The following is a 23698-nucleotide window of genomic DNA, read 5'->3' on the forward strand; positions in this document are numbered from 1 at the left end:
TACCGGCCCCCGGGGCCCACCCCACGGCGACGTGGCCGTCCCACCCCGGCCGCACGAGGGTCAGGGACGGTAGCGGTAGCCCATCCCCGGTTCGGTGATGAGGTGCCGGGGACGGGCGGGGTCGTCCTCCAGCTTGCGGCGCAGCTGGGCCAGGTACTGCCGCAGGTAGTTGCTCTCGTTCTCGTACTCCGGCCCCCACACCTCGTGCAGGAGCTGCCGCTGGCTGACCAGCTTGCCGGGGTGGCGCAGCAGCTTCTCCAGCACCGACCACTGGATCGGCGTCAGCTTGACCTCGGCGCCGTCGTCGCGGGTGACCGTCCGGTCGGCGAGGTTGACGGTGTGCCGACCGACCCGCAGGGCGGCGTTCGCGTCGCCGCCGGGGCCGAGCCGTCGGGTGACCGCCCGGATGCGGGCGAGCAGCTCCTCCACCCCGAACGGCTTGGTCACGTAGTCGTCGGCCCCCGCGTCCAGCGCGCCCACCTTGTCCTCGCTGCCGGCCCGCCCGGACAGGACGATGATCGGCGCGCTGGTCCAGCCCCGCAGACCACGGATGACGTCCACGCCGTCCATGTCCGGCAGGCCGAGGTCGAGGATGACCAGGTCCGGCGGGTGGCCGGCGGCGGTCTTGAGCGCGGCCGCGCCGCTGTCGGCCACGTCGACGTCGTACCGGCGGGCGCGCAGGTTGATCCGCAGGGCACGCAGGATCTGCGGCTCGTCGTCGACGACCAGGATGCGCGTCATTCCTGTGGTCCCTCCACCATGCCGTGGGTGGCGGCGGGCAGCCGCAGCACCATGGTCAGTCCACCACCCGGCGTGGTCTCCGGGGTGAGGCTGCCGCCCATCGCCTCGGCCAGCCCGCGGGAGAGCGCCAGCCCCAGCCCGACGCCGGTCTGGTTGTCCCGGTCGCCGAGCCGCTGGAAGGGCAGGAAGACGTGCTCCCACTGGTCCTCCGGGATGCCCGGGCCGGTGTCGATGACCCGTAGCTCGACCTGACCGGCGTGGGCGCTCGCGGTGATCGTCGGCGGCTGGCCGGGCGGGCTGTACCGCAGGGCGTTGGCGACGACGTTGACGAGCACCCGTTCCAGCAGTCCCGGGTCGGCGGTGGCGGCGGGCAGGTCGGCGGCGATGTCGGTGGCGACACCGGCGGCCTGGGGCCCGAGTTCGTCCAGGGCGCGCGGCACCGCGTCCTCCAGCCCGATGACGGCCGGCGTGACACCGAGCGCTCCGGCCTGGAGCCGGCTCATGTCGAGCAGGTTGGCCACCAGCCGGGCCAGCCGGTCCAGCGACTCCTCGGCGGTGGCGAGCAGCTCCGCCCGGTCCTCCTCGTCGAAGTCGATGTCGGGGCTGCGCAGGCTCGTCACCGCCGCCTTGGCCGAGGCGAGCGGCGTACGCAGGTCGTGGCTGACCGCGGCGAGCAGCGCCGTGCGCATCCGGTCGGCCTCGGCGAGCGGCCGGGCCGTGGCCGCCTCCTCGGCGAGGCGTTCCTGGCGCAGCGCCACGGCGGCCTGGGCGGCGAACGCCTCGACGAGTCGGCGGTCGGCGGCCTCCAGCCGGGCGCCGGAGAGCACGACGGTGATCCGCTCGTCGACCGGCACCGCCGTCTCCCCGCCGTCCGGCGTGGTGGCCGGCTGGTCGCCGACGCTCGCCACCACGCACCAGGCCCGCTCCTCGTGGGCCCGGGCCGGGCGCCCCACCGCCTCCTCGGCCAGCTCCAGGACGCTCACCGCGCGCAGCCCGAACGTCTCCCGCAGCTGGTCCAGCAGCGCGGTGAGCGGGCGCCCGCCGCGCAGCACGCCGCCGGCCACGGCGGCGAGGGTCTGCGCGTCCGCGGCGGCGCGGGCGGCCTCGCGGGTGCGCCGCGCCGCCACGTCCACGATCCAGCTCACTGCGAGCGCCACCCCGACGAAGACGGCCAGGGCGAGCAGATTGTCCGGCTCGGCGATGGTCAGGGTGTGGAACGGCGGGGTGAAGTACCAGTTGAGCAGCAGCGACCCGCCGAGCGCGGCGACCAGTGCCGGCCAGAGCCCGCCGACCAGCGCCACGGCGACCACGCCGGCGAGGAAGAGCAGGATGTCGCTGGCCAGGGTGAGGTCGGGCACCACGGTGAGCAGCACGGTCAGCAGCGGCATACCGAGCGCCGCGAGGGCGAAGCCGAGCAGCCGCCGGCGGCCGGACAGCGCCGCCGGCACCCCGGCGGTCCGGCGTCCCCGGCCGGCCTCCGTGTGGGTGACGAGGTGCACGTCGATGGCGCCGGACTGCGCGATGGTCGTCACCCCGACGCCGCGGGAGAGCAGTTGGGCGAGGCGGCCCCGGCGGCTGGCGCCGAGCACCAGCTGGGTGGCGTTGACGCCCCGGGCGAAGTCGAGCAGCGCGGCCGGCACGTCGGTGCCGAGGACCTGGTGGTACGTCCCGCCGAGGCTTTCCACCAGCACCCGCTGCCGGGCGAGCTGCGCCGGGTCGGCGCCGACCAGCCCGTCGCTGCGGGCCACGTGCACGGCGAGCAGGTCGGCGCCCTTGCTGCGGGCGGCGATCCGGGCGGCCCGGCGGATGAGCGTCTCGCCCTCGGGGCCGCCGGTCAGCGCCACGACCACCCGTTCGCGGGCCTCCCAGGTCTCGGCGATGCCCTGCTGGTCGCGGTAGCGGCCGAGCTGCTCGTCCACCTTGTCGGCCAGCCAGAGCAGCGCCAGCTCCCGCAGCGCCGTGAGGTTGCCGACCCGGAAGTAGTTGCCCAGCGCGGCGTCGATCTTGTCGGGCCGGTAGATGTTGCCGTGCGCCATCCGCCGGCGCAGCGCCTCCGGCGTCATGTCGACCAGCTCGACCTGTTCGGCGGCCCGCACGATCTCGTCCGGGACGGTCTCCCGCTGGACGGTGCCGGTGATCTGCGCGACCACGTCGTTGACCGACTCGAGGTGCTGGATGTTGACGGTCGACAGCACGTCGATCCCGGCGTCGAGCAGCTCCTGCACGTCCTGCCAGCGCTTGCCGTTACGGGAACCGGGCACGTTGGTGTGCGCCAGCTCGTCGACGACGGCGACCTGCGGCCGGCGGGCGAGGACGGCGTCGACGTCCATCTCGGTGAACTCGGCGCCGCGGTACTCGACGGTGCGACGGGGCACCTGCTCCAGGTCGCCGATCATGGCCGCCGTGTGCTTGCGGCCGTGCGTCTCGACGAGCCCGATGACCACGTCGGTGCCCCGCTCGGCCCGCCGGTGGGCCTCCTCCAGCATGGCGTACGTCTTGCCGACGCCCGGAGCGGCCCCGAGGTAGATGCGGAGCTCTCCCCTTGCCACGGGCACATCCTCTCCGATGCGCGGAAGGAGGGGCCCCTTCTTCACGCCGGACGCGGCGAAGGGGCCCCTTCCCGACAGATCAGCGGGCCGGGAACTCCCGGTCCAGGGCCAGGTTGAGTTCGAGCACGTTCACCCCGGGCTCGCCCATGAAGCCGAGCGCCCGGCCGGTCGTGTGCTCCTCGACGAGCCGGCGGACCGCGGCCGGGTCCGCGCCGCGCTCGCGGGCGACGCGGTTCACCTGCAACTCGGCGTACGCCGGGCTGATGTGCGGGTCGAGGCCGCTGCCGCTGGCGGTGACGGCGTCGGCGGGCACCGCGGGGTCGGCCGGCGCGTCGCCCCGGATCGGGGTGACGATCCCACCCTCGGCCACGTAGTCGTGGCCCGGCTGGGCCAGCTCCACCGGCACCCCCTCGTAGGTCGCGAGGAACGGGGTGGCCGGAGCCGTCTGGTTGACGCTCACCACCCGGGTGACCGGGCCGGTGAACCCGTCGGCGCGGAACACCGCGAGCACGGCGCCGACCCCGTCCGGCGTGCAGAACGGCCGGCTGCCGTCCACACCGTCGAGCTCACCGACCGCCCGGCTCCGGGCGCAGACCTGGGTGAGCAGGCTCTGCGTGGACTCCCCGGGATCGGTGGCGACGGTGTCCACCACGCTCTCCGGCCCGAGGTTGCTGGCCGACGTGGCGGTGGGGTCGTAGCCGTCCCCCGCCGCCGACGGACGGCTCTGGAAGTAGCGGGCGATCGGGTTGCCGTCGCCGTCGGTGAAGGACTGGCCGATCAGGCCGCTGCCGACCGTACGCCCGTCGACGGTGACGAGAGAGCCGTCCGCCCTGGCGTCGAGGCCGGGGATCCGGCCGACGGCGACCATCGCGAGCGGGTAGGCCAGGCCGAGCACGACGGTGAGGACGAGCACGGCCCGCAGTGCGGCGAGATGCTGGGCGAGCCAGGTTGGTAGGCGCATCACGAGATCCCTGGGATGAACTGGACGAGCAGGTCGATGAGCTTGATGCCGACGAACGGCACGACGAGGCCGCCCAGGCCGTAGAGCCAAAGGTTGCGGCTGAGCAGCTTCGACGCGCTGGCCGGCCGGTACCGCACGCCGCGCAGGGCGAGCGGGATCAGCGCGACGATGACGACCGCGTTGAAGATCACCGCCGACAGGATCGCCGACTCCGGGCTGGCCAGGCGCATGACGTTCAGCGCGTCCAGGCTCGGGTAGAGGCCGGCGAACATGGCCGGGATGATCGCGAAGTACTTCGCCACGTCGTTGGCGATGGAGAACGTGGTGAGCGCGCCCCGGGTGATGAGCAACTGCTTGCCGATCTCGACGATCTCGATGAGCTTCGTCGGGTCCGAGTCGAGGTCGACCATGTTGCCGGCCTCCTTGGCGGCCGACGTGCCGGTGTTCATGGCGACACCGACGTCCGCCTGGGCGAGCGCCGGCGCGTCGTTGGTGCCGTCGCCGGTCATGGCGACCAGCCGGCCGCCCTCCTGTTCCTTCCTGATGAGGGCGAGCTTGTCCTCCGGCGTGGCCTCGGCGAGGAAGTCGTCGACTCCCGCCTCGTCGGCGATGGCCTTCGCGGTCCGCGGGTTGTCGCCGGTGATCATGACGGTCCGGATGCCCATCCGGCGCATCTCGTCGAACCGCTCGCGCATGCCGGACTTGACGACGTCCTTGAGGTGGATGACGCCGAGCGCGCGGGCGGGCCGGCCGTCGAGGTGCTCGGCGACCACCAGCGGGGTGCCGCCGGTGCCGCTGATCGCGTCGACCACCTCGCCGACCTGCGCCGTGGGGTGGCCGCCGTTGTCGCGTACCCACTTCATGACGGCGGCCGCCGCGCCCTTGCGGATCCGGCGTACGCCGCCGTCGACGCTCTCCGCGCCGAGGTCGACACCGCTCATCCGGGTCTCCGCGCTGAACGGCACGAACGTGGCGTGCGGCATGACGCCGGGCTCGCGCTCACGCAGCCCGTACGCCTTCTTGGCGAGCACCACCACCGAGCGGCCCTCCGGCGTCTCGTCGGCCAGGCTGGAGAGCTGGGCGGCGTCCGCGACCTCCGCGGCCTCGACCCCCTCGACGGGCAGGAACTCGGCGGCCTGCCGGTTGCCGAGCGTGATCGTGCCGGTCTTGTCGAGCAGCAGGGTGTTCACGTCGCCCGCCGCCTCGACCGCCCGACCGCTCACCGCCAGCACGTTGCGCTGCACGAGGCGGTCCATGCCGGCGATGCCGATGGCCGACAGCAGCGCGCCGATGGTGGTGGGGATCAGGCAGACGAGCAGGGAGACCAGCACCACGCCGGTGACACCGGCGTCGGTGATGGCGCCGGTGTCCGGCGCGGCGGCCTGGAAGCCCTTCGAGAAGATCGCCAGCGGCTGGAGGGTGACGACCGCGAGCAGGAAGATGATCGTGAGCGCGGCGAGCAGGATGTTCAGCGCGATCTCGTTCGGTGTCTTCTGCCGGTTGGCGCCCTCGACCAGGGCGATCATGCGGTCGATGAAGCTCTCGCCCGGCTTCTGGGTGATCTTCACGACGATCCGGTCGGACAGCACCCTGGTGCCGCCGGTGACCGCGCTGCGGTCGCCGCCGGACTCCCGGATCACCGGGGCGGACTCACCGGTGATGGCCGACTCGTCGACGCTGGCGATGCCCTCGACGACGTCCCCGTCGCCGGGGATGACGCCGCCGGCCTCGACCAGGACGATGTCGCCCTGCCGCAGCTCCGGCGCGGGCACCGCCTCGTCCCGGTACGCGTTCGCCGGGGCGCCCGGCCGCCAGCCGATCAGCCGCGTGGCGATGGTGTCCCGCTTCGCCTGGCGCAGGGTGGCGGCCTGCGCCTTGCCCCGGCCCTCCGCCACGGCCTCGGCGAGGTTGGCGAAGACCACCGTCAGCCAGAGCCAGACGGTGATGGCCCAGCCGAACACGGACGGGTCCGTCACCGCGAGCACGGTCGTGAAGGCGGCGCCGATCTCGACGATCAGCATCACAGGGTTGCGCCACAGCGTGCGCGGGTCGAGCTTGCGCAGCGCGTCCGGCAGGGACCGGAGCAGCTGCCCCGGGTCGAGCAGGCCGCCGCCGACCCGGTCGCCCTGGGTGGCGGGGGTGCCGGGGGTGGGCGACTCGCCGGCCCCGGATGTCACGGACGTGACGGACATGTTCTCGTTCCTCATGGGAGATCAGAGCCCCTCGGCCAGCGGGCCGAGCGCGAGGGCGGGGAGGAAGGTCAGCGCGACGAGGACGACGGTGACGCCGACGACCATCCCGACGAACAGCGGCCGGTGGGTCGGCAGGGTGCCCTCGGAGGCGGGCGTCGGCTGCTGGCGGGCCAGCGAGCCGGCCAGGGCGAGCACGAAGATGATCGGCAGGAACCGGCCGAGCAGCATGCACAGGCCGAGCGCGGTGTCCCACCAGGTGGTGTTCACGGTGATGCCGGCGAACGCGGACCCGTTGTTGTTGCTGGCCGACGTGAACGCGTAGAGCACCTCGGAGAGCCCGTGCGGGCCGGCGTTGAGCGCCGTGGCGGCGTTGCCGGTGGCGAAGGCCGCCGCCGTGCCGATCAGCACCAGCGCCGGGGTGACGAGGAAGTACATCGAGGCGAACTTGATCTCTCGGGCGCCGATCTTCTTCCCCAGGTACTCCGGCGTCCGGCCGACCATGAGCCCCGCCACGAAGACCGTGATCACGGCGAGGGTCAGCAGGCCGTAGAGGCCGGAGCCGACGCCGCCCGGGGCCACCTCGCCGAGCATCATGTTGAGCAGCGGCACCATGCCGCCGAGCGCGGTGTACGAGTCGTGGAACGAGTTCACCGCGCCGGTGGAGGTCAGCGTGGTCGCCGCGGCGAAGGTCGCCGAGTTCGAGACGTCGAAGCGGACCTCCTTGCCCTCCAGCGCCGCGCCGACCGCCTGCGGGACGGTGCCGTGGCCGGTCAGCTCGAAGACGTTGGTCAGCGTGACGCTGGCCAGCGCGAGGATGGCCATCACGGCGACGATGGCGTACCCCTGCCGGTTCTGCCCGACCATCCGGCCGAACACCCGGGGCAGGCTGAACGGGATCACGAGGATCAGGAACAGCTCGATCCAGTTGGTCCACGACGTCGGGTTCTCGAACGGGTGGGCGCTGTTGGCGTTGTAGAAGCCGCCACCGTTCGTGCCCAGCAGCTTGACGACCTCCTGGCTGGCCACCGGCCCGCCGGTGATCGTCTGGCTGCCGCCGGTCAGCGTGGTCACGTCGGTGCCGCCCGAGAGGTTCTGCACGACCCCGCCGAGCATCAGCGCGAACGCGCCGAGCACGGCGACGGGCAGCAGGACGCGCAGGGTGATCCGGGTCAGGTCGACCCAGAAGTTGCCCAGGTGCCCGGTGCGGTGCCGGGCGAAGCCACGGACCAGGGCGACGGCGACCGCGATGCCGACGGCGGCGGAGACGAAGTTCTGCACGGCGAGGCCGGCCATCTGGACGAGGTGGCCCATGGTCGACTCACCCGAGTACGACTGCCAGTTCGTGTTCGTCACGAACGACACGGCGGTGTTCCAGGCGCCGTGCGGCACCACCGGGTCGAAGCCCAGCGAGAGCCAGAGCCGGTCCTGCACCCGCTGGAGCAGGTAGAGGAACAGGAGCGAGACGACCGAGAAGGCCAGCACGCCGCGGGCGTACACGCCCCAGCTCTGCTCGGCGGCCGGGTCGACGCCGACGAGCTTGTAGATCCCGCGTTCGACGCGGGCGTGCCGGGTGCCGGTGACCACCCGGTACATGTGGTCGCCGAACGGCTTGTGGACGGCGACCAGCGCCACCACCAGCGACAGGACGAAGACCGCACCGGCTGCTGTCATGGTCATCAGAAGCGCTCCGGAAAGAGCAGGGCGGCCACCAGGAAGATCCCGAGGCCGATCGCCAGCACCAGGCCGACGGCATTGACCGCGCTCACAGCTTCTCCACCGCCCGGACCACGAGGGCGAGCGCCGCGAAGAGCGCCACCGTCAGGACCACGAACACCACGTCAGACACGCTGACTCCTCGTACGGAAAGGTTCGTCCGCGACCGCCTTCCGGTCGCGCCGGGCAATCAAAACCCCGGGGTCACAGGGGCGACAGGGCCCATAACGGAAGCATGACGAAACGACCCCCTTTTTTGACGCCCCTTTCACACCCCCGCCCCCGCGCCCGCCCCCCACCCCCGCGCCCCGCGCCCCCGCGCCCCACCCCCTCCCGCGATCTTGCAGTTTCTGCCCCGGCATTCCGGGTAGAAGCCGCGAAACGAGGGCCGGAAGTGCAAGATCGACGCGGTGGGGGGCGGGGGGCCTAACCTTGTCGCGTGACCGCCGAGCTGATCCTGCTTGCGGGCGTCTCCTACCGGGGCCGGGAGATCACCGGCTCCCGGCTCCGCGGGCTGCTCGCGCTGCTCGCCACGGACCTCCGCACCGGTTGCGGCACCGGCCGCCTCATCGCCGGGCTCTGGCCCGACGAGCTGCCGGAGAACCCCGCCAAGGCGTTACAGGTCCTGGTCTCCCGTGCCCGGGCACAGCTCGGCGCGGACGTCATCGAGCGGACGCCCACCGGCTACCGGCTCGCCCTGACCGAGGAGCAGGTGGACGCCGCCGCCGTACGCGGCCTCGCCGCCGCGAGCGCCGACCGGGCACGCGCGGGCGACCACGCGGCGGCCCTCGCCCACGCCGAGGCCGGGCTCGCGCACTGGGCCGGGCCGCCCGAGGAGACCGAGGCCGTCGACCCGCTCGCGGCGCTGCGGGCGGAACGGGCGGCCACGTACCGCGCGTTGGTGCGCGCCCGGGCGCTCGCGCTGGCCCGGCTCGGCCGGCACGCCGAGGCGGTCGGGCCGCTCGGCGCGCTGGCCGCCCAGCGTCCACGGGACGAGGAGGTGCTGGCCGAACTGCTGCGCGCCGAGGCGGCCACCGCCGGCCCGTCGGCGGCGCTGGCCCGGTACGAGGCGTACCGCCGGAGGCTGCGCGACGAGCTGGGCTCGGACCCGGGCGCCGCACTTCAGGCCGTGCAGCGGGACCTGCTGCGCGGCGAGTCGCCCACGGTCCGGCAGGGCGTGCCGTACGAGCCGAATCCGCTGCTCGGCCGGGACGCCGACATCGCGGCGGTGACCGACCTGCTCCGCACCTCGCGGGTGACCTCCATCGTGGGGCCGGGCGGGCTGGGCAAGACCCGGCTCGCGAACCTCGTGGCCCGGCGGGCCGAGCAACGGGTCGTCCACCTCGTGCCGCTCGCCGGCGTCCGGACGGACGACGACGTGGTTCCCGAGGTGGCCGCCGCCCTCGGCGTCGGAGAGTCCCGCGCCACCGGCGCCTCCGCCCACCCCGGCGGGCGGGACCTCCTGGCCGGCATCGCCGCGGCGCTCGGCACCGGCCCCGCGCTGCTGGTGCTGGACAACTGCGAGCACGTCGTACGGGGCGCCGCCGACCTCGTTGGTGGGCTGGTGGCGATGACCCACGACGTGCGGGTGCTCACCACCAGCCGTACGCCCCTGGGCCTGTCCTCGGAGGCGGTCCACCTGCTCCCGGAGCTGACGCTGTCGACCAGTGTCGAGCTGTTCGGGCAGCGTGCCCGCGCGGCGCGGCCGGGCGTCGAACTGCACGGCGACACCGTGGCCTCGCTCTGCCGGCACCTCGACGGGCTGCCGCTCGCCGTGGAACTGGCGGCGGCCCGGGTCCGGACCATGTCGGTGGCGGAGATCGCCCGCCGGCTGGACGACCGGTTCGCCCTGCTGCGCGGCGGGCCACGGGACGCGCCGCAGCGGCACCACACCCTGCACGCGGTGGTCGACTGGAGCTGGAACCTGCTCGACGAGGCCGGCCGGACGGCGATGCGGGCCCTCTCGGTCTTCCCGGGCGGCTTCACCGCCGACGCGGCGCGCTTCGTGGTCGACGGCGACCCGCTGCCCGTCCTGGAGCATCTCGTCGACCAGTCCCTGCTGAAGGTCGACGAGACCGTGACCGGCGTACGGTTCCGGATGCTCGAGACGGTCCGCGAGTTCAGCGCCGCCCGGCGGGACGAGGCCGGGGAGACCGAGGTGGTGACCGGCCGCTTCCTGGCCTGGGCGCGGAGTGTCGGGCTGGAGCACCACGAGGCGCTGCTCGGCCCCGAGGCGTTCCGCACCGCCGAACTGGTCCGCGCCGAGCAGGACAACATCGTGCAGGCGTACCGGATGGGACTTGCCCGGGACGACGGCGCCACCGTGGCGGCCACCGCCGCGGTCCTGGCCAGCATGTGGACGCTGGAGGCCGCCTACACCCGGATGCTCACCCTCGCCGAGGAGACCGGGCCGCTGCTGTCGCACTACCGGCCGACGCCGGAGTTCGTCGAGGTGACCAGGACCGCGTCGGCCCTCTCCGCGGCGAACCTGTTGATGCTCCAGGGCGCCCGGCCCGTCCGCCCGCTGGTCACGCTGCGCCGCCTGCCACCGCCGTCGGCGGCCACGTTGACCGGGGCGTTGTCGATCCTGCTGGACGCCCTCCCGGCGATCGGCGCGGACCGCGCCGCGCTGCGCGCGCTCCAGGACGGCCCGGAACCGGTCGTGGCCTGTCTCGCCCACTGCCTCGGCACCTACCTCTACGAGCGGGACGGCGACCCGGAGGAGGCGCTGGACGCGGCCCGGCGCATGGTCGACGGCGTCGGGACGGGCGTCAACCCGTGGTTCCGGATCCTCGCCCACACCCGGCTCAGCGAACTGCTCGCGCAGCAGGAGGAGTGGAAGCAGGCCCGGCACCACCTCACGGTCGCGCTCGGTCTGCTGGAGGAGACGGGGCCGTGGGCCGACGTGATCCAGCTCCGCTGGGCGCTCGCGCTCGCCAACCTCGGGGCCGGTGACGTCGACGCCGCGGAGCGCTGGCTCGACCTGGCGGCCCGGGACGACCTCGGCGACGCGTACGGGCTGGCGTCGTTCGCGCTGGGCGTCCGGGCGGAGGTCCGGCTGTGGCGCGGCGAGGCCGACCGCGGACTCGACCTGTGGCGGCAGGCGGTCGCGCAGGTCACCGCGTCCGTCGATCCGCTGTTCGAGGCGGACACGTCCGGTGCGACCCCGTGGGGCCTCCAGATCCAGGCGGTCGCCGTCGTCGCGCACGCGCGGTGCGGCCGGCTCGACCTCGTTCCCGCGTTGCCCGACGAGTTGGCCGGCCACCTGTGCCGGATGCTCGCGAACCCGGCCGTGAACCCGCCCGCGTTCGTGGCGGAGCAGCCCACCTGCGGCACGCTCCTCCTGGCGCTCGCCATGGTGGACATCGAGCGGGCCCGGCGCACCGGCGACGCGGTGGCCGCCGCCACCGGCGCCCGGTTGGTCGCCCTGGCGGAGCGGTTCCGCTTCCTCAAGGACTTCCAGCCCACGATGTCCTCGGTCACGGCCCGGCACGAGGCCGAGCAGGCGGACAAGGCGGCGTACGCCGACGCGGTGTCGTCGTACGCCGCCCTCGATCCGGCCGAGCTGCGGGCGGCCGCGCTGTCGGTGCTGGCCGCCCGCGCCGGCGGTCACCGCGAGGCGTCCCGGTCGTAGAGGCGGCGTGCCCAGAGGTAGCCGAGCAACGAGATGGCGGCGCACCAGGCGAGCGCCTGCGTCGCGCTGGAGCCGATCGGTCCGCCGACGAGCAGGCCGCGCAGCGTCTCCATCACCGGCGTGAACGGCTGGTACTCGGCGAACCAGCGCAGTCCCGCGGGCATCGAGTCGGTGGGGACGAACCCGCTGCCGAGGAACGGGAGCAGCAGCAGCGGCATGGGCAGGTTGCTCGCGGTCTCCACGCTCTTGCTCACCATGCCGAGGGCGACCGACAGCCAGGTGATCGCGAAGGTGACGGCGGCGAGCAGCCCGGTGGCCGCCAGCCACTCGACCGGATTCGCGGTGGGGCGGAAGCCGACCAGCAGGGCGATCCCGGTGACCGCCGCGAGACCGAGCATGGTCTGGATGAGGCTGCCGACGACGTGACCGGTCAGCACCGACACCCGGGCGATCGACATGGTGCGGAAGCGGGCCACGATGCCCTCGGTCATGTCCATCGCCACCGAGATGGCCGTGCCCTGCGCCACCCCGGCGATGGTGATCAGGAGGATGCCGGGGGTGACGTACGTGGCGTACTCGGCCCGGCCGCCGGACGTGCCGCCGAGCCCGGCGCCGAGGGTGCCGCCGAAGACGTAGACGAAGAGCAGCAGGAAGACCACCGGCATTCCGATGATCATCAGGGTCAGTGACGGGTAGCGCTGCATGTGGCGCAGGTTGCGCCGCAGCATGGTCGCGGAGTCGCTGAGGGTGTGGGCCATGGTGCTCATGCGCTGACCTTCTCCTGGGTCGGGTGGCCGGTGAGGGTGAGGAAGACGTCGTCGAGGTCGGGGGTGTGCACGCTCAGCGACTCGACCTCCACGGCCGCGTCGTCGAGCCGGTCGAGCAGGGCGCGCAGCGAGCGGACGCCGCCGTCGCTGGGCACCCGGAGGGTGAGCGCCTCCTCGTCGCGTGGTGCGTCGCCGAGGACGCGGGAGGCCAGCGCCAGTGCGTCGCCGTCGGCGAAGCGCAGCCGGATGTGCCCGCCGGGCACCCTCCGCTTCAGCTCCTCGGCGGTGCCCTCGGCGACCAGCCGGCCGTGGTCCAGCACGGCGATCCGGTCGGCGAGCTGGTCGGCCTCCTCCAGGTACTGGGTCGTGAGGAAGATGGTCACCCCGCCCGCCACCAGGTCGCGGATGATCTGCCACATCGCCCGGCGGCTGCGCGGGTCCAGGCCGGTGGTCGGCTCGTCGAGGAAGATCAGCCGTGGCTCGCCGACGAGCGTCATCGCCAGGTCGAGCCGGCGGCGCATCCCGCCGGAGTAGGTGGCCGCCGGCTTGCCCGCCGCGTCGACGAGATCGAAGCGCTCCAGCAGGTCGGCGGTCCGCCGCCGGCCCGCCGCCCGGCCCAGATGGAGCAGGTCGGCCATGAGCTTCAGGTTCTCGGCGCCGGTGAGCAGCCCGTCGACCGCCGAGAACTGCCCCGTCACACCGATGCCGGCGCGGACCCGGTCCGGTTCCCGGGTGAGGTCGTGACCCAGCACCCGCACGTCGCCGGCGTCGGCCCGGATCAGCGTGGAGAGGATGTGGACGGTGGTCGTCTTGCCGGCCCCGTTCGGGCCGAGCAGCGCGAACACGGTCCCCTCGGCGACATGGAGGTCGATGCCGTCGAGCACGACGTGTTCGCCGTACGTCTTGCGGAGGCCGGTCGCGGCGATCGCCGGCCGTCGTGAGGTCGTCGTCATGGGAGAAGCGTGCGGCCGGCCGGGATCACGGCGGTTTCACCGCGGTTTCACGGCCCCCGTCCCGGGGCTCCCGGGGCGAAACCCCGACGCTCCGCCGCCCCTTTCGGAGCTGATCGAGGGCTGTTGACACGCCGGTGACCGGGCACGAGGGTGGGGCCATGCCGACGCCCCACCCCTGGCGCAAGCCGGAGCACGACGACCTGGCCGACCTGGCCCGCACCTTCTTCACGAAGGAGGTGCTGCCGCACACCGAGCGGCTGCTCGCGCAGGGCCACCCCGACCGGGAGCACTACCGCCGCGCCGGCGAGCTGGGCCTACTCGGCCTCTCCGTCCCCGAGCAGTACGGCGGCGGGGGCGGCGACTTCACCCACGAGGCGGTGCTGCTCCACGAACAGGCGTACGCCGGGGAGACCAGCCTCGGCCTGGCCGTGCACAGCGGCATCGTGACCGGCTACCTGGTGGCGTACGGCACCGAGGAGCAGAAGCGCCGGTGGTTGCCCGGCCTGTGCAGTGGCGAGCTGGTCGGCGCGATCGCGATGACCGAGCCCGACGGCGGCTCGGACCTCCAGGCGATGCGTACCCGTGCGGTCCGCGACGGCGACGACTACGTGATCAGCGGCGCGAAGACGTTCATCACCAACGGCGGGCTGGCCGACCTGGTCATCGTGGCCGCGAAGACCGACCCGGAGCAGCGCGCCGCCGGGATCTCGCTGCTCGTCTGCGAGGTCGGCGACGCGCCGGAGGGCTTCCGCCGGGGCCGGCTGCTCTCCAAGATCGGTCTGCACGCCAACGACACCGCCGAGCTGTTCTTCGACGGGCTCCGGGTGCCGGCGGCGAACCTGCTGGGCGGCGCCGAGGGCCTCGGCTTCGTGCAGCTCATGCAGCAGCTCCCGCAGGAGCGGCTGGTGATCGGGATCGGCGCGGTCGCCGCCATGGAGCGAGCCGTCGAGCTGACCGTGGCGTACGCCAAGGAGCGGACGGCGTTCGGCAAGCCGCTGCTCGGGCACCAGAACACCCGCATGGTGCTCGCCGAGTGCGCCACCCGGGCCCGGGCCAGCCGGGTCTTCCTGGACGACTGCGTCGCCCGGCACGCGCGCGGCGACCTCGACGTGGCCACGGCCGCCATGGCGAAGTACTGGCTCACCGAGGGGCAGTGCGAGGTCGTCGACCGCTGCCTGCAACTGTTCGGCGGCTACGGCTACACCACCGAGTACCCCATCGCGCGCATGTACGCCGACGCCCGCGCCCAGAAGATCTACGGCGGGACCAACGAGATCATGAAGGAGCTGATCGCCCGTGCCCTCTGAGGCGGGCACCTCCCGTCCACGGTCCGGGGGCCCGCTGGCGGGCGTACGCGTGGTGGAGCTGGCGAGCCTCGCGCCGGCGCCGTTCGGCTGCATGGTCCTCGCCGACCTCGGCGCCGACGTGCTCCGGGTGGACCGGCCCGGTGGCCCCGCCGCCGGGCGCCTGGCCGCCCCGGCGGGCGGGCCGTTGCAGCGCGGCCGGCGGGTCACCCAGCTGGACCTGAAGTCGCCGGAGGGCGTGGCCGACCTGCTGCGTCTCGTGGAGCGTGCGGACGTGCTGGTCGAGGCGTACCGGCCGGGGGTGGCCGAGCGGCTGGGCCTCGGGCCGGAGGTCTGCCGGGCCCGCAACCCGCGCCTCGTGTACGCGCGGATGACCGGCTGGGGTCAGGACGGGCCGCTGGCGGCACGGGCCGGTCACGACATCGACTACATCGCGGTGGCCGGCGCGCTGGAGCCGCTGGGCCGCGCCGGGGAGCGCCCGCACGCCCCGCTGAACCTGCTCGGCGACTTCGCCGGGGGCGGGATGCTGCTCGCCGTCGGGGTGCTGGCCGCGTTGCTGGAGCGGGAACGCTCCGGTGTCGGGCAGGTGGTGGACGCCGCCATGGTGGACGGTTCGGCGCTGCTCACCGCGTTCCTGCACGGGATGATGGGCAGCGGCCTCTGGCCCGCGCCCCGGGGGCGGAACCTCCTCGACGGCGGCGCACCGTTCTACGACACGTACCGCACCGCCGACGGCGGTTTCATGGCGGTCGGCGCGCTGGAACCGGCCTTCTACACGGCCCTGCTCACCGGCCTCGGGCTGGCCGACGATCCCGACCTGCCGCCCCAGTACGACCCGGCCGGCTGGGACGAGTTGCGCCGCCGGTTCGCCGAACGGTTCGGGAGCCGGACGCGCGACGAGTGGACCGCTGTCTTCGCCGACCTCGACGCGTGCGTGGCGCCGGTGCTCGCCCCCACCGAGGCGCACCGGCACCCGCACAACGCCGCCCGGGGCACGTTCGTCGAGGTCGGCGGGCAGATCCAGCCGGCGCCGGCGCCCCGGTTCGACCGTACGCCGGCACCGCCCCCGCGCCCCGCGCCCGATCCGGACCGGGACGTGCTGCCCGTGTCGTCCGTGCTGGAGAGCTGGCCGGCCCGCCCCTGACGGCGGCCGTGCGGACGCCGGCGCCGCCGGCGTCGCCCGTGGTCGGGAGCCGACCGGCCCGCCCGTGCTCACGCCGGCGCCGCCGGCGTCGTCCATGCCCTGACCGGCCCGCACGGACGCCGGTGCTGCCGGCGGCACCGGGACCGTGCCGCCGGCAGCGGACGGCGGGGGCGCTGGCGCCCCCGCCGCCGGTCAGCGCCCGCCCGTGCCGACCTTCTCGGCCGGCTCCGCGCCCGCCGGCTGTTCCGGCTCGGGATCGGGCCCGTCGTGGTGCTCGTCGAGCATGGTGGCCTCGTCGAACGGCCGTTCGCCGGAGAGGACCGCGAGAGCCTGTTCCCGGTCGAACTCGCCGGTCCAGCGGCCGATGAGGACGGTGGCCACCGCGTTGCCGGCGAAGTTGGTGAGCGCGCGCGCCTCGGACATGAACCGGTCGATGCCCACGATGAGGCCGACGCCGTCGACCAGGTCCGGCCGGTGCGACTGGAGGCCGCCCGCGAGGGTGGCGAGGCCGGCGCCGGTGATGCCGGCGGCGCCCTTGGACGCGATGATCATGAAGACGAGCAGCGAGACCTGCTCACCCACGGAGAGCGGGTCGCCCATGGCGGCGGCGATGAACAACGAGGCCATCGTCAGGTAGATGGCGGTGCCGTCGAGGTTGAAGGAGTACCCGGTGGGCACCGTGATGCCGACGACCGGCCGGCTGACCCCGACGTGCTCCATCTTGGCGATCAGCCGCGGCAGCGCGGACTCCGAGGACGACGTGGACACGATCAGCAGGAACTCCCGACCCAGGTACCGCAGCAGCGAGAAGATCGAGATCCGGGCCACGAACCAGAGCAGCGCGCCGAGCACCACCAGTACGAAGATCAGGCAGGTGGCGTAGAAGCCGAGCATGATCTGGGCGAGGCTCTTCAGCGCGTCCACCCCGGTGGCGCCGACCACGGCGGCGATGGCGCCGAAGGCGCCGATGGGCGCCAGCCACATGACCATGGTGAGGATCTTGAAGACCAGGCGCTGGGCGATGCCGACGGCCCGCAGCACGGGCTCGCCCCGGCTGCCCATCCCCTGCACCGCGAACCCGACCAGGAGGGCGACCAGCAGGGTCTGGAGCACCTCGCCACCGGTGAGCGCCGACAGCAGCGAGGTCGGGATGATGCCGAGCAGGAAGTCGACCGTCCCCTCGCTCTCGGCGCCCGCGGCCTTCTGGCCCGCCTCGGCCAGCTCGCTGCTCAGCTGGAGCCCGCTCCCGGGGTGGATCACGTTGCCGACCACCAGGCCGATGGCCAGCGCGACGGTCGACATGACCAGGAAGTAGCCCAGCGCCAGTCCGCCGACCTTGCCCACCTTGGCGGCCTGCCGTACGGAGCCGACGCCGAGCACGATGGTGCAGAAGATGACCGGGCTGATCATCATCTTGATCAGCGCGACGAAGCCGGTGCCCAGGGGCTTGAGTTCCTGCGCCGCGTCGGGGGCCACGAAGCCGAGGACGATGCCCGCCAGGACGGCGACGATCACCGCGAGATAGAGGAGGTGGGTGCGGTCCCGCCGGGGCCGCGCAGCCGGTGTGCTGGTGGTGGGGGTCTGCATGGCAGAGACTGTGGCGCAGGTCTCAACCGGAATCAGCCTTGCGTTCATTCTGTTCACCGGACCTGTACGCCGGCCGTGCCGCACGCCCGCCACGACGAGGAGACATGACCCGACGGAAGTGGAGCATCGCGGGGCAGCTGTTCGCCCTCCAGGTCGTCGTGGTCACGCTGCTGGTGGCGGCGGCCACCGTGGGCGTCGCGCTGGTCGCCCGTGCCGACGCGCGGCACGCCGCCCGCGAGGAGGTGCTGTCCGTCGCCGAGACCGTGGCCCGGTCACCCGAGGTGGCCGTGGCGTTGCGTTCCGCCGACCCGTCCGCCACCCTCCAGCCGTACGCGGAGTCGATCCGGCTCGCCACACGGACCGACTTCGTGGTGGTCATGGCCCCGGACCGGACCCGCTACTCGCACACCGACCCGGCCCAGATCGGCCGCCCGTTCATCGGCGAGATCGCACCGGCCCTGGCCGGGCGACCCTTCACCGTCATCAACACGGGAACGCTCGGCGAGTCGGTCCGTGCCGTGGTCCCGGTCCGCGCCGCCGACGGCACGGTGATCGGGTTGGTGTCGGTCGGCATCACCACCGAGGCGATCAACCGGGAACTGCTCGCGAGGTCGCCCGTGCTCATCGCCGCCACCGCCGCCGCGCTGGCCCTGGCCGCCGCCGGCTCCTGGCTGCTCAGCCGCCGGCTGCGGCGGCAGACCCACGGGCTCGGCCCGGAGCAGATGACCCGGATGTACGAGTACTACGACGCGGTCCTGCACTCGGTGGGCGAGGGTCTCGTGGTGATCGGCCCGGACCGGCGGATCGCGTTGATCAACGACGAGGGCCGCCGCCTGCTGGGGCTGTCCGCCGACGCGCCGCTGGTCGACCGGCCGGTGGCCGAGGTCGACCTCCCCGCCGCCCTGGCCGACCTCATCACGGCCGGTCAGCCCGCTCGGGACGAGCTGATCCTGACGGCGGACCGCGCCCTGGTGGCCAACCTGCGGCCCACCGGCAGCGGCGGGCGGGCCATGGGCACGGTGCTCACCCTGCGCGACCACACCGACCTGCGGGCCCTGACGAGTGAGCTGGACTCGGTGCGAGGGCTCACCGAGGCGCTCCGGTCCCAGGCGCACGAGGCCGCGAACCGGCTGCACACCGTGCTCACCCTGGTCGAGCTGGGCCGTACCGAGGAGGCCGTCCGGCTCGCCACCGAGGAGCTGGCGCTCGCCCAGCAGCTCACCGACCAGGTCGTCGGTGCCATCGCCGAACCGGCGCTCGCCGCGCTGCTGCTCGGCAAGTCGGCGCAGGCCGCCGAACGCGGCGTCGAGCTGACCGTCGACCCGGCCTCCCGGCTCGACGTCGGCGCGCTGCCGGCGGGGGATCTGCTCACCGTCGTGGGCAACCTCGTCGACAACGCGCTGGAGGCCGTCGCCGCCGGGGAACCGCCCCGACGGGTACGCGTCCACGTGGCCGAGGCCGACGGCGAGGTGCTGGTCGAGGTGACCGACAGCGGCGCCGGGCTGCCGCCCGAGCGGGTCGCCGACGCGTTCCGCCGGGGCTGGTCGACCAAGGCCAGCGGCCGGGGGCTGGGCCTGGCCCTGGTCGGCCAGGTGCTCGCCCGGCACGGCGGCCGGCACGAGGTGCACGCGGCTCCCGAGGGCGGGACGGTGTTCCGGGTCCGGCTGCCCGTGGCCCCGTCCGGCGCCGAGCGCGGCGAGGTGCCGGCGTGAGCGACGTCCGGGTGCTCGTCGTCGAGGACGAGGAGCTGATCGCCGAGGCGCACCGCGCGTACACGGAACGGGTGACCGGATTCCGGGTGGTCGGGGTGGCGCGCACCGCGCGGGACGCGCTGCGGGCGCTGCGGCGTACCGGAGACGACGCCGTCGACCTGGTGCTGCTCGACCTGCACCTGCCCGACATGCCCGGTCTGGACCTGTGCCGGGCGATGCGGGCGGCGGGCAACGACGCGGACGTGCTGGCCGTCACCTCGGCCCGCGACCTCGCCATGGTCCGTGCCGCGGTGGCCCTCGGCGTGACCCACTACCTGCTCAAGCCGTTCACGTTCGCCGCGTTCCGGGACAAGCTCGAACGCTACGCCGAGTACCGGCGGCAGACCTCGGCCGGCGGGGCGGTCGCCGCCCAGCACGAGGTGGACCGGATGCTCGCCACCCTGCGCGGCACCGCGCCGGGCACACTGCCGAAGGGGCTCGTCGCGCCGACCCTCGACGCCGTGCTGGACGTGCTGCGCCGCCGGCCCGGGCTCTCCGCCTCCGAGGTCGCCGAACACACCGGGATGTCCCGCGTCACCGCCCGGCGCTACCTGGAACACCTCGCCGACACCGGCCGGGTGACCCGGAACCCGCGCTACGGCACGCCCGGACGCCCCGAGGTGGAGTACCGGCCCACCTGACGGCCGGTCGCGCCGCCGGCCTGCCCGTGGCGGCCACAGCGGGCCGGGGCGCGGAGGTCGACCGACGGCGGGGTCAGGCCCGCCGCGGCTGACCCGTCCGGTCCCGGCCAAGCAGCCACCGCCAGCGCGGCACCTCCAGCACCACGGTCAGCCCGGCCAGGGCGGTCACCACCGCCGCGACCGGCGCCGGCCAGGCCAGCCAGGACGACACCACCGCCGCCACGAGCTGGAGCAGCACGAGACCGACGGTGACCGGGCCCGGAGCGGGCACCATCACCCGCGGCTTGTCGCCGGGTGTCGCGAAGACGGTGGGCAGGCCGACGAGGACGACGACCGAGGCGACCGCCAGCGCCACCGAGTGCGGCGCGAGCGCCCACGGCGTGGCCACCCAGGCGACCAGTTCGGTGACGAAACGCAGGGCGGACGCGGCACCCGGACGGTTCGGCGAGGTCGGCGCGGTCACGCCCGCCAGTATTCCCCGGCATGATCATGGGAGGCCAGTCGGCCGATCGGCCGGGTGTGGGGCGGGGTGCCGGCCCGGCCGCCGGCCCGCGGAGCCCTTCGGCGGTACCAGGCGACGAAGAGCGCGGTGGCGAGCAGCAGTTCGGCGAGGTCGCCGCCGTAGTACATGAGGCGGGCGGCCTCGCGCAGCGCGGCGACGTCCCGCCCGCCGAGACCCGGCGGGAGCGTGTCGGCGCGGGCGTAGAGGTACTTGGCGAGCACCGCGTGCCCGGCCGCCGAGACGAACAGGGCGCCGGCGCGTACCGGCAGGCCGGGGCGCCGGGGCGCCGGGTCGGGGCCGGCGACCGACCAGGCGAACAGGTACCCGGCGAGCAGGTAGTGCAGGTGCAGCCCGTGGTGCAGCCACCGGTGGCTCTCCGCCGCGGCGTACAGCGGGGTGAGCAGGACGAGGTAGAGCCCGCCCGTGCCGAGCAGCACCGCCGTGGCGGGATGGCCGAGCAGGTGCACCGGGCGGGAGCGCAGCAGGCGCCCCACGGCGCGGCGTACCGGCGGGCGCGCGACGCGCAGCAGCAGCGTCACCGGGGCGCCGAACACCAGCGCGACGGGGGCCAGCATCCCGAGCAGCAGGTGCTGGGCCATGTGGCCGCTCGGACCGGCCGGCAACAGGGCCGGCGGGCCCAGGGCGACCGCCAGCAGGGCGCAGCCGGCGAGCCAGGCCGCGGTCCGCCGGCGGCGCCAGCCGCGCCGGTCGCGGGAGACCCCGAAGAGGTACGCGGACGCCAGGAGGGCGACGGCCGCCAGTGGCAGCGGGTCCGCGCCCACGGTCACGGGGTGCCGGCCGGCCGGGACCAGGCCCGCCAGGTGAGCGCCGCGCCGGCGAGCAGGAGTACGGCGCCCGCCACGTTCCACACCACGTCGTACGGCAGCAGGTGCACCCCGTACCGGATCTGGTGCAGCCGCAGCACCTTGTGGTCCACGATCCCGTCGAAGAGCTGGAACGCGCCGGCACCGAGCAGGAACCCGCCCCAGGCGGACCGTGCGGCCAGCACGCCCCGGCGGCGCAGGTCGGCGAACCAGAAGAAGCCGCCGACCAGGGCCAGCAGTTCGGCCGCGTGCAGCAGCCCGTCGGAGAGCAGCGCCACCGACGGGGTGGACCGGTCGTAGAAGTGGTGCCAGCCGAGCACCTGGTGGAAGACGATCTCGTCCACGGCGGCCATCACCGCGACCCCGATCACCGCACCGGCCGCCGTCGACCGCCGATCGTCCATCGCGTACCCGCCTCACCTCGCGTTCGGTCCCGCACTACCCCGAACGGGACGGGACATGCTCAGAGGGCACGTTCGGACTCCCGCTCCGACGCCGGCGGCCGGGCGGGGCATGATCCTGGTGGCGGCACCGGGCCGCCGCCGAGGAGGGACCACGCCGTGCCGGACGCCGACGAGTTGATCGCCGACGCGCTCGCGGCGGCCCGCGGCAGCGACGTACGCCTCGCGGAGCGGCAGCTGGACCGGCTCGTGGTGGGCACCGGCGCCGCGGACGGCGCGGCGGACGTGGACGCCGCGCTCCTGCGGCGCCTCGCCCGCGACGTGGGTCAGCTCTGGCCGCGCGGCTGGCAGCCGGCCGACCTGGCGCGCATCGCGCAGCGCCGCCTCGGCCCCCGGGCGGCCGGGCTGCTGCGGGACGCGATGGCCGCGCAGCGACGTGACCTGCCCGAGCCGGTCCCGGCGTGGTGGGACGACCAGTTGCGAGACCTGGACGCCCGGGTGTGGTGGGACGACGACCGGCACCTCGCCGCCTGGGCGCGGCGGGAGGGCGTGGACCGGGTGACCGCGCTACGGGAGGCGGTCGACGCGCTGGCGCTCGTGGCGGGGCTGCCGCCGATCGCCGTGCTGCGTCCACCACCGGGGGCGACGGCGACCACCCAGCCGGCCCGCCTCGGCGCCGGTGGCAGCGGCTCCCGGATCCTCGACCGGGTGCGGGCGCTGCTGGCGAAGGCGGAGTCGACGACGTTCCCGGCCGAGGCCGAGGCGCTGACCGGCAAGGCCCAGGAGCTGATCGCCCGGCACAGCCTCGACGAGGCGCTGCTGGCGGCCGGGGCGCCGCGCGACGACCTGCCCGGCGGCGTGCGACTCGGCACCGACGCCCCGTACGCCGGCGCGAAGGCGCTGCTGGTGCAGGAGGTGGCGGCGGCGAACCGCTGCGAGTCGGTGTGGTCCGAGGAGCTCGGCTTCGCCACCGTGCTGGGCTGGCCGGCCGACCTGGAAGCGGTCGAGTTGCTCTACACGTCGCTGCTCGTGCAGGCCACCGCCGCGATGCTGCGTGGCCGGGGCGAGCGCCGCGCGGCGACCGGCGGGCGGCGGACGCGCGGCTACGACGAGTCCTTCCTGAACGCGTTCGCGCTGCGGATCGGGGAGCGGCTGCGCGCGGCCACCGAAGCCGCGGACCGGCAGGCCGCGGAGGAGTCCGGCGGGGAGCGCCTGCTTCCGGTGCTCGCCGCGCGGAGCGACGCGGTCCGGGAGCGGATGGAGGTGTTCTTCCCGGGGGTCACCCGGCAGCGGCTGACCATCCGGGACGCGGAGGGCTGGGCGTCCGGCACGTCGGCCGCCGACCGGGCGTCCCTCGACGGGCGGCCGTCCCGTCAGGTCCAGGGCCGACGCCGCCGCCGCTGACCCACCGACCCGCCGCCACCCCGTGGATCATGCCCTTGTGATGCCCGGTATGAGCACCGTCAAGGCTTTTGTCACCCACCACAACGCGTGATCGACGAGGAACCGGCACCAGGCGGCCGTGGCACCGCCCTGTCGGCGCGACATTTCTGGGATCTTCTTTCGGGCGGGTGTAGGGAACGGGGCGTCGGCTCCGACCCCTGGGTGAGCCGCCCCCACCGGGTGCGGCCAGGACACGAGGAGCAGACCGTGAAGTACATGCTGTTGATCTGGAACCGGCCCGGTTTCGTCGAGGAGCTGTCCGAGCAGGAGCGCGTCGCCCTCTTCGGCGAGGTCGACGAGATCATGAAGGAGCTCACCGAGTCCGGGGAGCTGATCGGCGGGCAGGCGCTGGCCGACCCGTCGCAGACGAGGACGATCCGGCTGGGCGGTGGGCACCCCGAGGTCGTCGACGGGCCGTTCATGGAGAGCAAGGAGCAGTTCGCCGGGTACGTGGCCGTCGACTGCGACACCCCGGAGCGGGCCGTGGAGATCGCGCGGCGCTGGCCGGACGTGCGCTACGGCGGCGTCATGGAGGTCCGGCCGATCATGGACGAGGCCGGGACGGAGATGTGAGCGACGGGTCGCGCGAGG

19 protein-coding genes are annotated in these 23698 nt (G+C 74.2%); 7 read left to right on the forward strand and 12 right to left on the reverse strand.

Annotated elements, in window-relative coordinates:
- Nucleotides 1-60: 60 nt before the first annotated feature.
- The 6 genes from OG994_RS21945 to kdpF all read right to left on the reverse strand — a co-directional run bounded on the left by OG994_RS21945 (nt 61) and on the right by kdpF (nt 8209).
- Nucleotides 61-741: a response regulator gene (locus OG994_RS21945; RefSeq protein WP_120327797.1), complete on the reverse strand. Its 681-nt coding sequence runs from the start codon at nt 739-741 to the stop codon at nt 61-63.
- Entirely contained in the window at nt 738-3290 is a 2553-nt protein-coding gene (locus tag OG994_RS21950) for a sensor histidine kinase KdpD (RefSeq protein WP_328850829.1), read from the reverse strand. Before OG994_RS21950 ends, OG994_RS21945 begins: the two co-directional genes overlap by 4 nt.
- A 79-nt stretch (nt 3291-3369) precedes the next feature.
- Nucleotides 3370-4251 (reverse strand): potassium-transporting ATPase subunit C, encoded by an 882-nt coding sequence (locus OG994_RS21955; RefSeq protein WP_328850830.1) that lies wholly within the window; start codon nt 4249-4251, stop codon nt 3370-3372.
- On the reverse strand, nt 4251-6443 hold the full coding sequence (gene kdpB, locus OG994_RS21960; protein WP_328850831.1) for a potassium-transporting ATPase subunit KdpB: 2193 nt from the start codon (nt 6441-6443) through the stop codon (nt 4251-4253). The genes OG994_RS21955 and kdpB overlap by 1 nt, the downstream gene beginning before the upstream one ends.
- A 21-nt stretch (nt 6444-6464) precedes the next feature.
- On the reverse strand, nt 6465-8120 hold the full coding sequence (gene kdpA, locus OG994_RS21965) for a potassium-transporting ATPase subunit KdpA (protein ID WP_328850832.1): 1656 nt from the start codon (nt 8118-8120) through the stop codon (nt 6465-6467).
- A complete protein-coding gene (gene kdpF, locus OG994_RS21970) occupies nt 8120-8209 on the reverse strand; it encodes a K(+)-transporting ATPase subunit F (protein WP_091344381.1) in 90 nt (29 codons plus the stop codon). The genes kdpA and kdpF overlap by 1 nt, the downstream gene beginning before the upstream one ends.
- A 386-nt stretch (nt 8210-8595) precedes the next feature.
- Here kdpF and OG994_RS21975 point away from each other — a divergent pair, with 386 nt between their 5' ends.
- The gene (locus OG994_RS21975; protein WP_328850833.1) at nt 8596-11790 is read left to right on the forward strand and encodes an ATP-binding protein; all 3195 of its coding nucleotides are present in this window, start codon (nt 8596-8598) and stop codon (nt 11788-11790) included.
- Here the strand turns inward: OG994_RS21975 and OG994_RS21980 are convergent.
- Together OG994_RS21980 and OG994_RS21985 are read right to left on the reverse strand one after the other, a co-directional pair.
- A complete protein-coding gene (locus OG994_RS21980) occupies nt 11766-12557 on the reverse strand; it encodes an ABC transporter permease (protein ID WP_120327805.1) in 792 nt (263 codons plus the stop codon). The two genes, OG994_RS21975 and OG994_RS21980, sit on opposite strands and share 25 nt — an antisense overlap.
- Entirely contained in the window at nt 12554-13510 is a 957-nt protein-coding gene (locus OG994_RS21985; RefSeq protein WP_120327806.1) for an ATP-binding cassette domain-containing protein, read from the reverse strand. Before OG994_RS21985 ends, OG994_RS21980 begins: the two co-directional genes overlap by 4 nt.
- 158 nt (nt 13511-13668) lie before the next feature.
- Here OG994_RS21985 and OG994_RS21990 point away from each other — a divergent pair, with 158 nt between their 5' ends.
- Both OG994_RS21990 and OG994_RS21995 read left to right on the forward strand, forming a co-directional pair.
- Nucleotides 13669-14817 carry an acyl-CoA dehydrogenase family protein gene (locus OG994_RS21990; protein WP_120327807.1) on the forward strand — a complete coding sequence of 383 codons (1149 nt, stop codon included), beginning with the start codon at nt 13669-13671 and terminating at the stop codon, nt 14815-14817.
- A complete protein-coding gene (locus OG994_RS21995) occupies nt 14807-15958 on the forward strand; it encodes a CaiB/BaiF CoA transferase family protein (RefSeq protein ID WP_120327808.1) in 1152 nt (383 codons plus the stop codon). The genes OG994_RS21990 and OG994_RS21995 overlap by 11 nt, the downstream gene beginning before the upstream one ends.
- 192 nt (nt 15959-16150) lie before the next feature.
- On the opposite strand, the gene OG994_RS22000 is transcribed toward OG994_RS21995, so the two are convergent.
- Complete coding sequence (locus OG994_RS22000; protein WP_120327809.1) at nt 16151-17545, reverse strand: cation:dicarboxylate symporter family transporter; 1395 nt, start codon at nt 17543-17545, stop codon at nt 16151-16153.
- A 104-nt stretch (nt 17546-17649) separates the two neighbouring features.
- On the opposite strand from OG994_RS22000, the gene OG994_RS22005 reads away from it, so the two are divergent.
- Together OG994_RS22005 and OG994_RS22010 are read left to right on the forward strand one after the other, a co-directional pair.
- Complete coding sequence (locus OG994_RS22005; protein WP_120327810.1) at nt 17650-19257, forward strand: sensor histidine kinase; 1608 nt, start codon at nt 17650-17652, stop codon at nt 19255-19257.
- A complete protein-coding gene (locus OG994_RS22010) occupies nt 19254-19937 on the forward strand; it encodes a response regulator (protein ID WP_120327811.1) in 684 nt (227 codons plus the stop codon). The genes OG994_RS22005 and OG994_RS22010 overlap by 4 nt, the downstream gene beginning before the upstream one ends.
- 73 nt (nt 19938-20010) lie before the next feature.
- Here the strand turns inward: OG994_RS22010 and OG994_RS22015 are convergent, their stop codons facing one another.
- The 3 genes from OG994_RS22015 to OG994_RS22025 are packed head-to-tail and all read right to left on the reverse strand — an operon-like array spanning nt 20011 to nt 21667.
- Nucleotides 20011-20400, reverse strand: coding sequence for a hypothetical protein (locus OG994_RS22015; protein WP_204985172.1), 390 nt, complete (start codon nt 20398-20400; stop codon nt 20011-20013).
- Nucleotides 20397-21221: a cytochrome c oxidase assembly protein gene (locus OG994_RS22020; protein WP_328850835.1), complete on the reverse strand. Its 825-nt coding sequence runs from the start codon at nt 21219-21221 to the stop codon at nt 20397-20399. Before OG994_RS22020 ends, OG994_RS22015 begins: the two co-directional genes overlap by 4 nt.
- Nucleotides 21222-21223: 2 nt before the next feature.
- Nucleotides 21224-21667, reverse strand: a complete 444-nt coding sequence (locus tag OG994_RS22025; RefSeq protein WP_120327814.1) for a DUF2243 domain-containing protein — start codon at nt 21665-21667, stop codon at nt 21224-21226.
- A 156-nt stretch (nt 21668-21823) separates the two neighbouring features.
- Between OG994_RS22025 and OG994_RS22030 the strand changes: the two genes are divergently transcribed.
- Nucleotides 21824-23068 (forward strand): DUF2786 domain-containing protein, encoded by a 1245-nt coding sequence (locus tag OG994_RS22030; RefSeq protein WP_328850836.1) that lies wholly within the window; start codon nt 21824-21826, stop codon nt 23066-23068.
- Between the two features lie 255 nt (nt 23069-23323).
- Complete coding sequence (locus OG994_RS22035) at nt 23324-23680, forward strand: YciI family protein (protein WP_328853762.1); 357 nt, start codon at nt 23324-23326, stop codon at nt 23678-23680.
- Nucleotides 23681-23698 lie beyond the last annotated feature (18 nt).

Origin of the sequence: Micromonospora globbae (assembly GCF_036184225.1) — a bacterium.
Classification (GTDB): Bacteria; Actinomycetota; Actinomycetes; order Mycobacteriales; family Micromonosporaceae; genus Micromonospora; species Micromonospora globbae.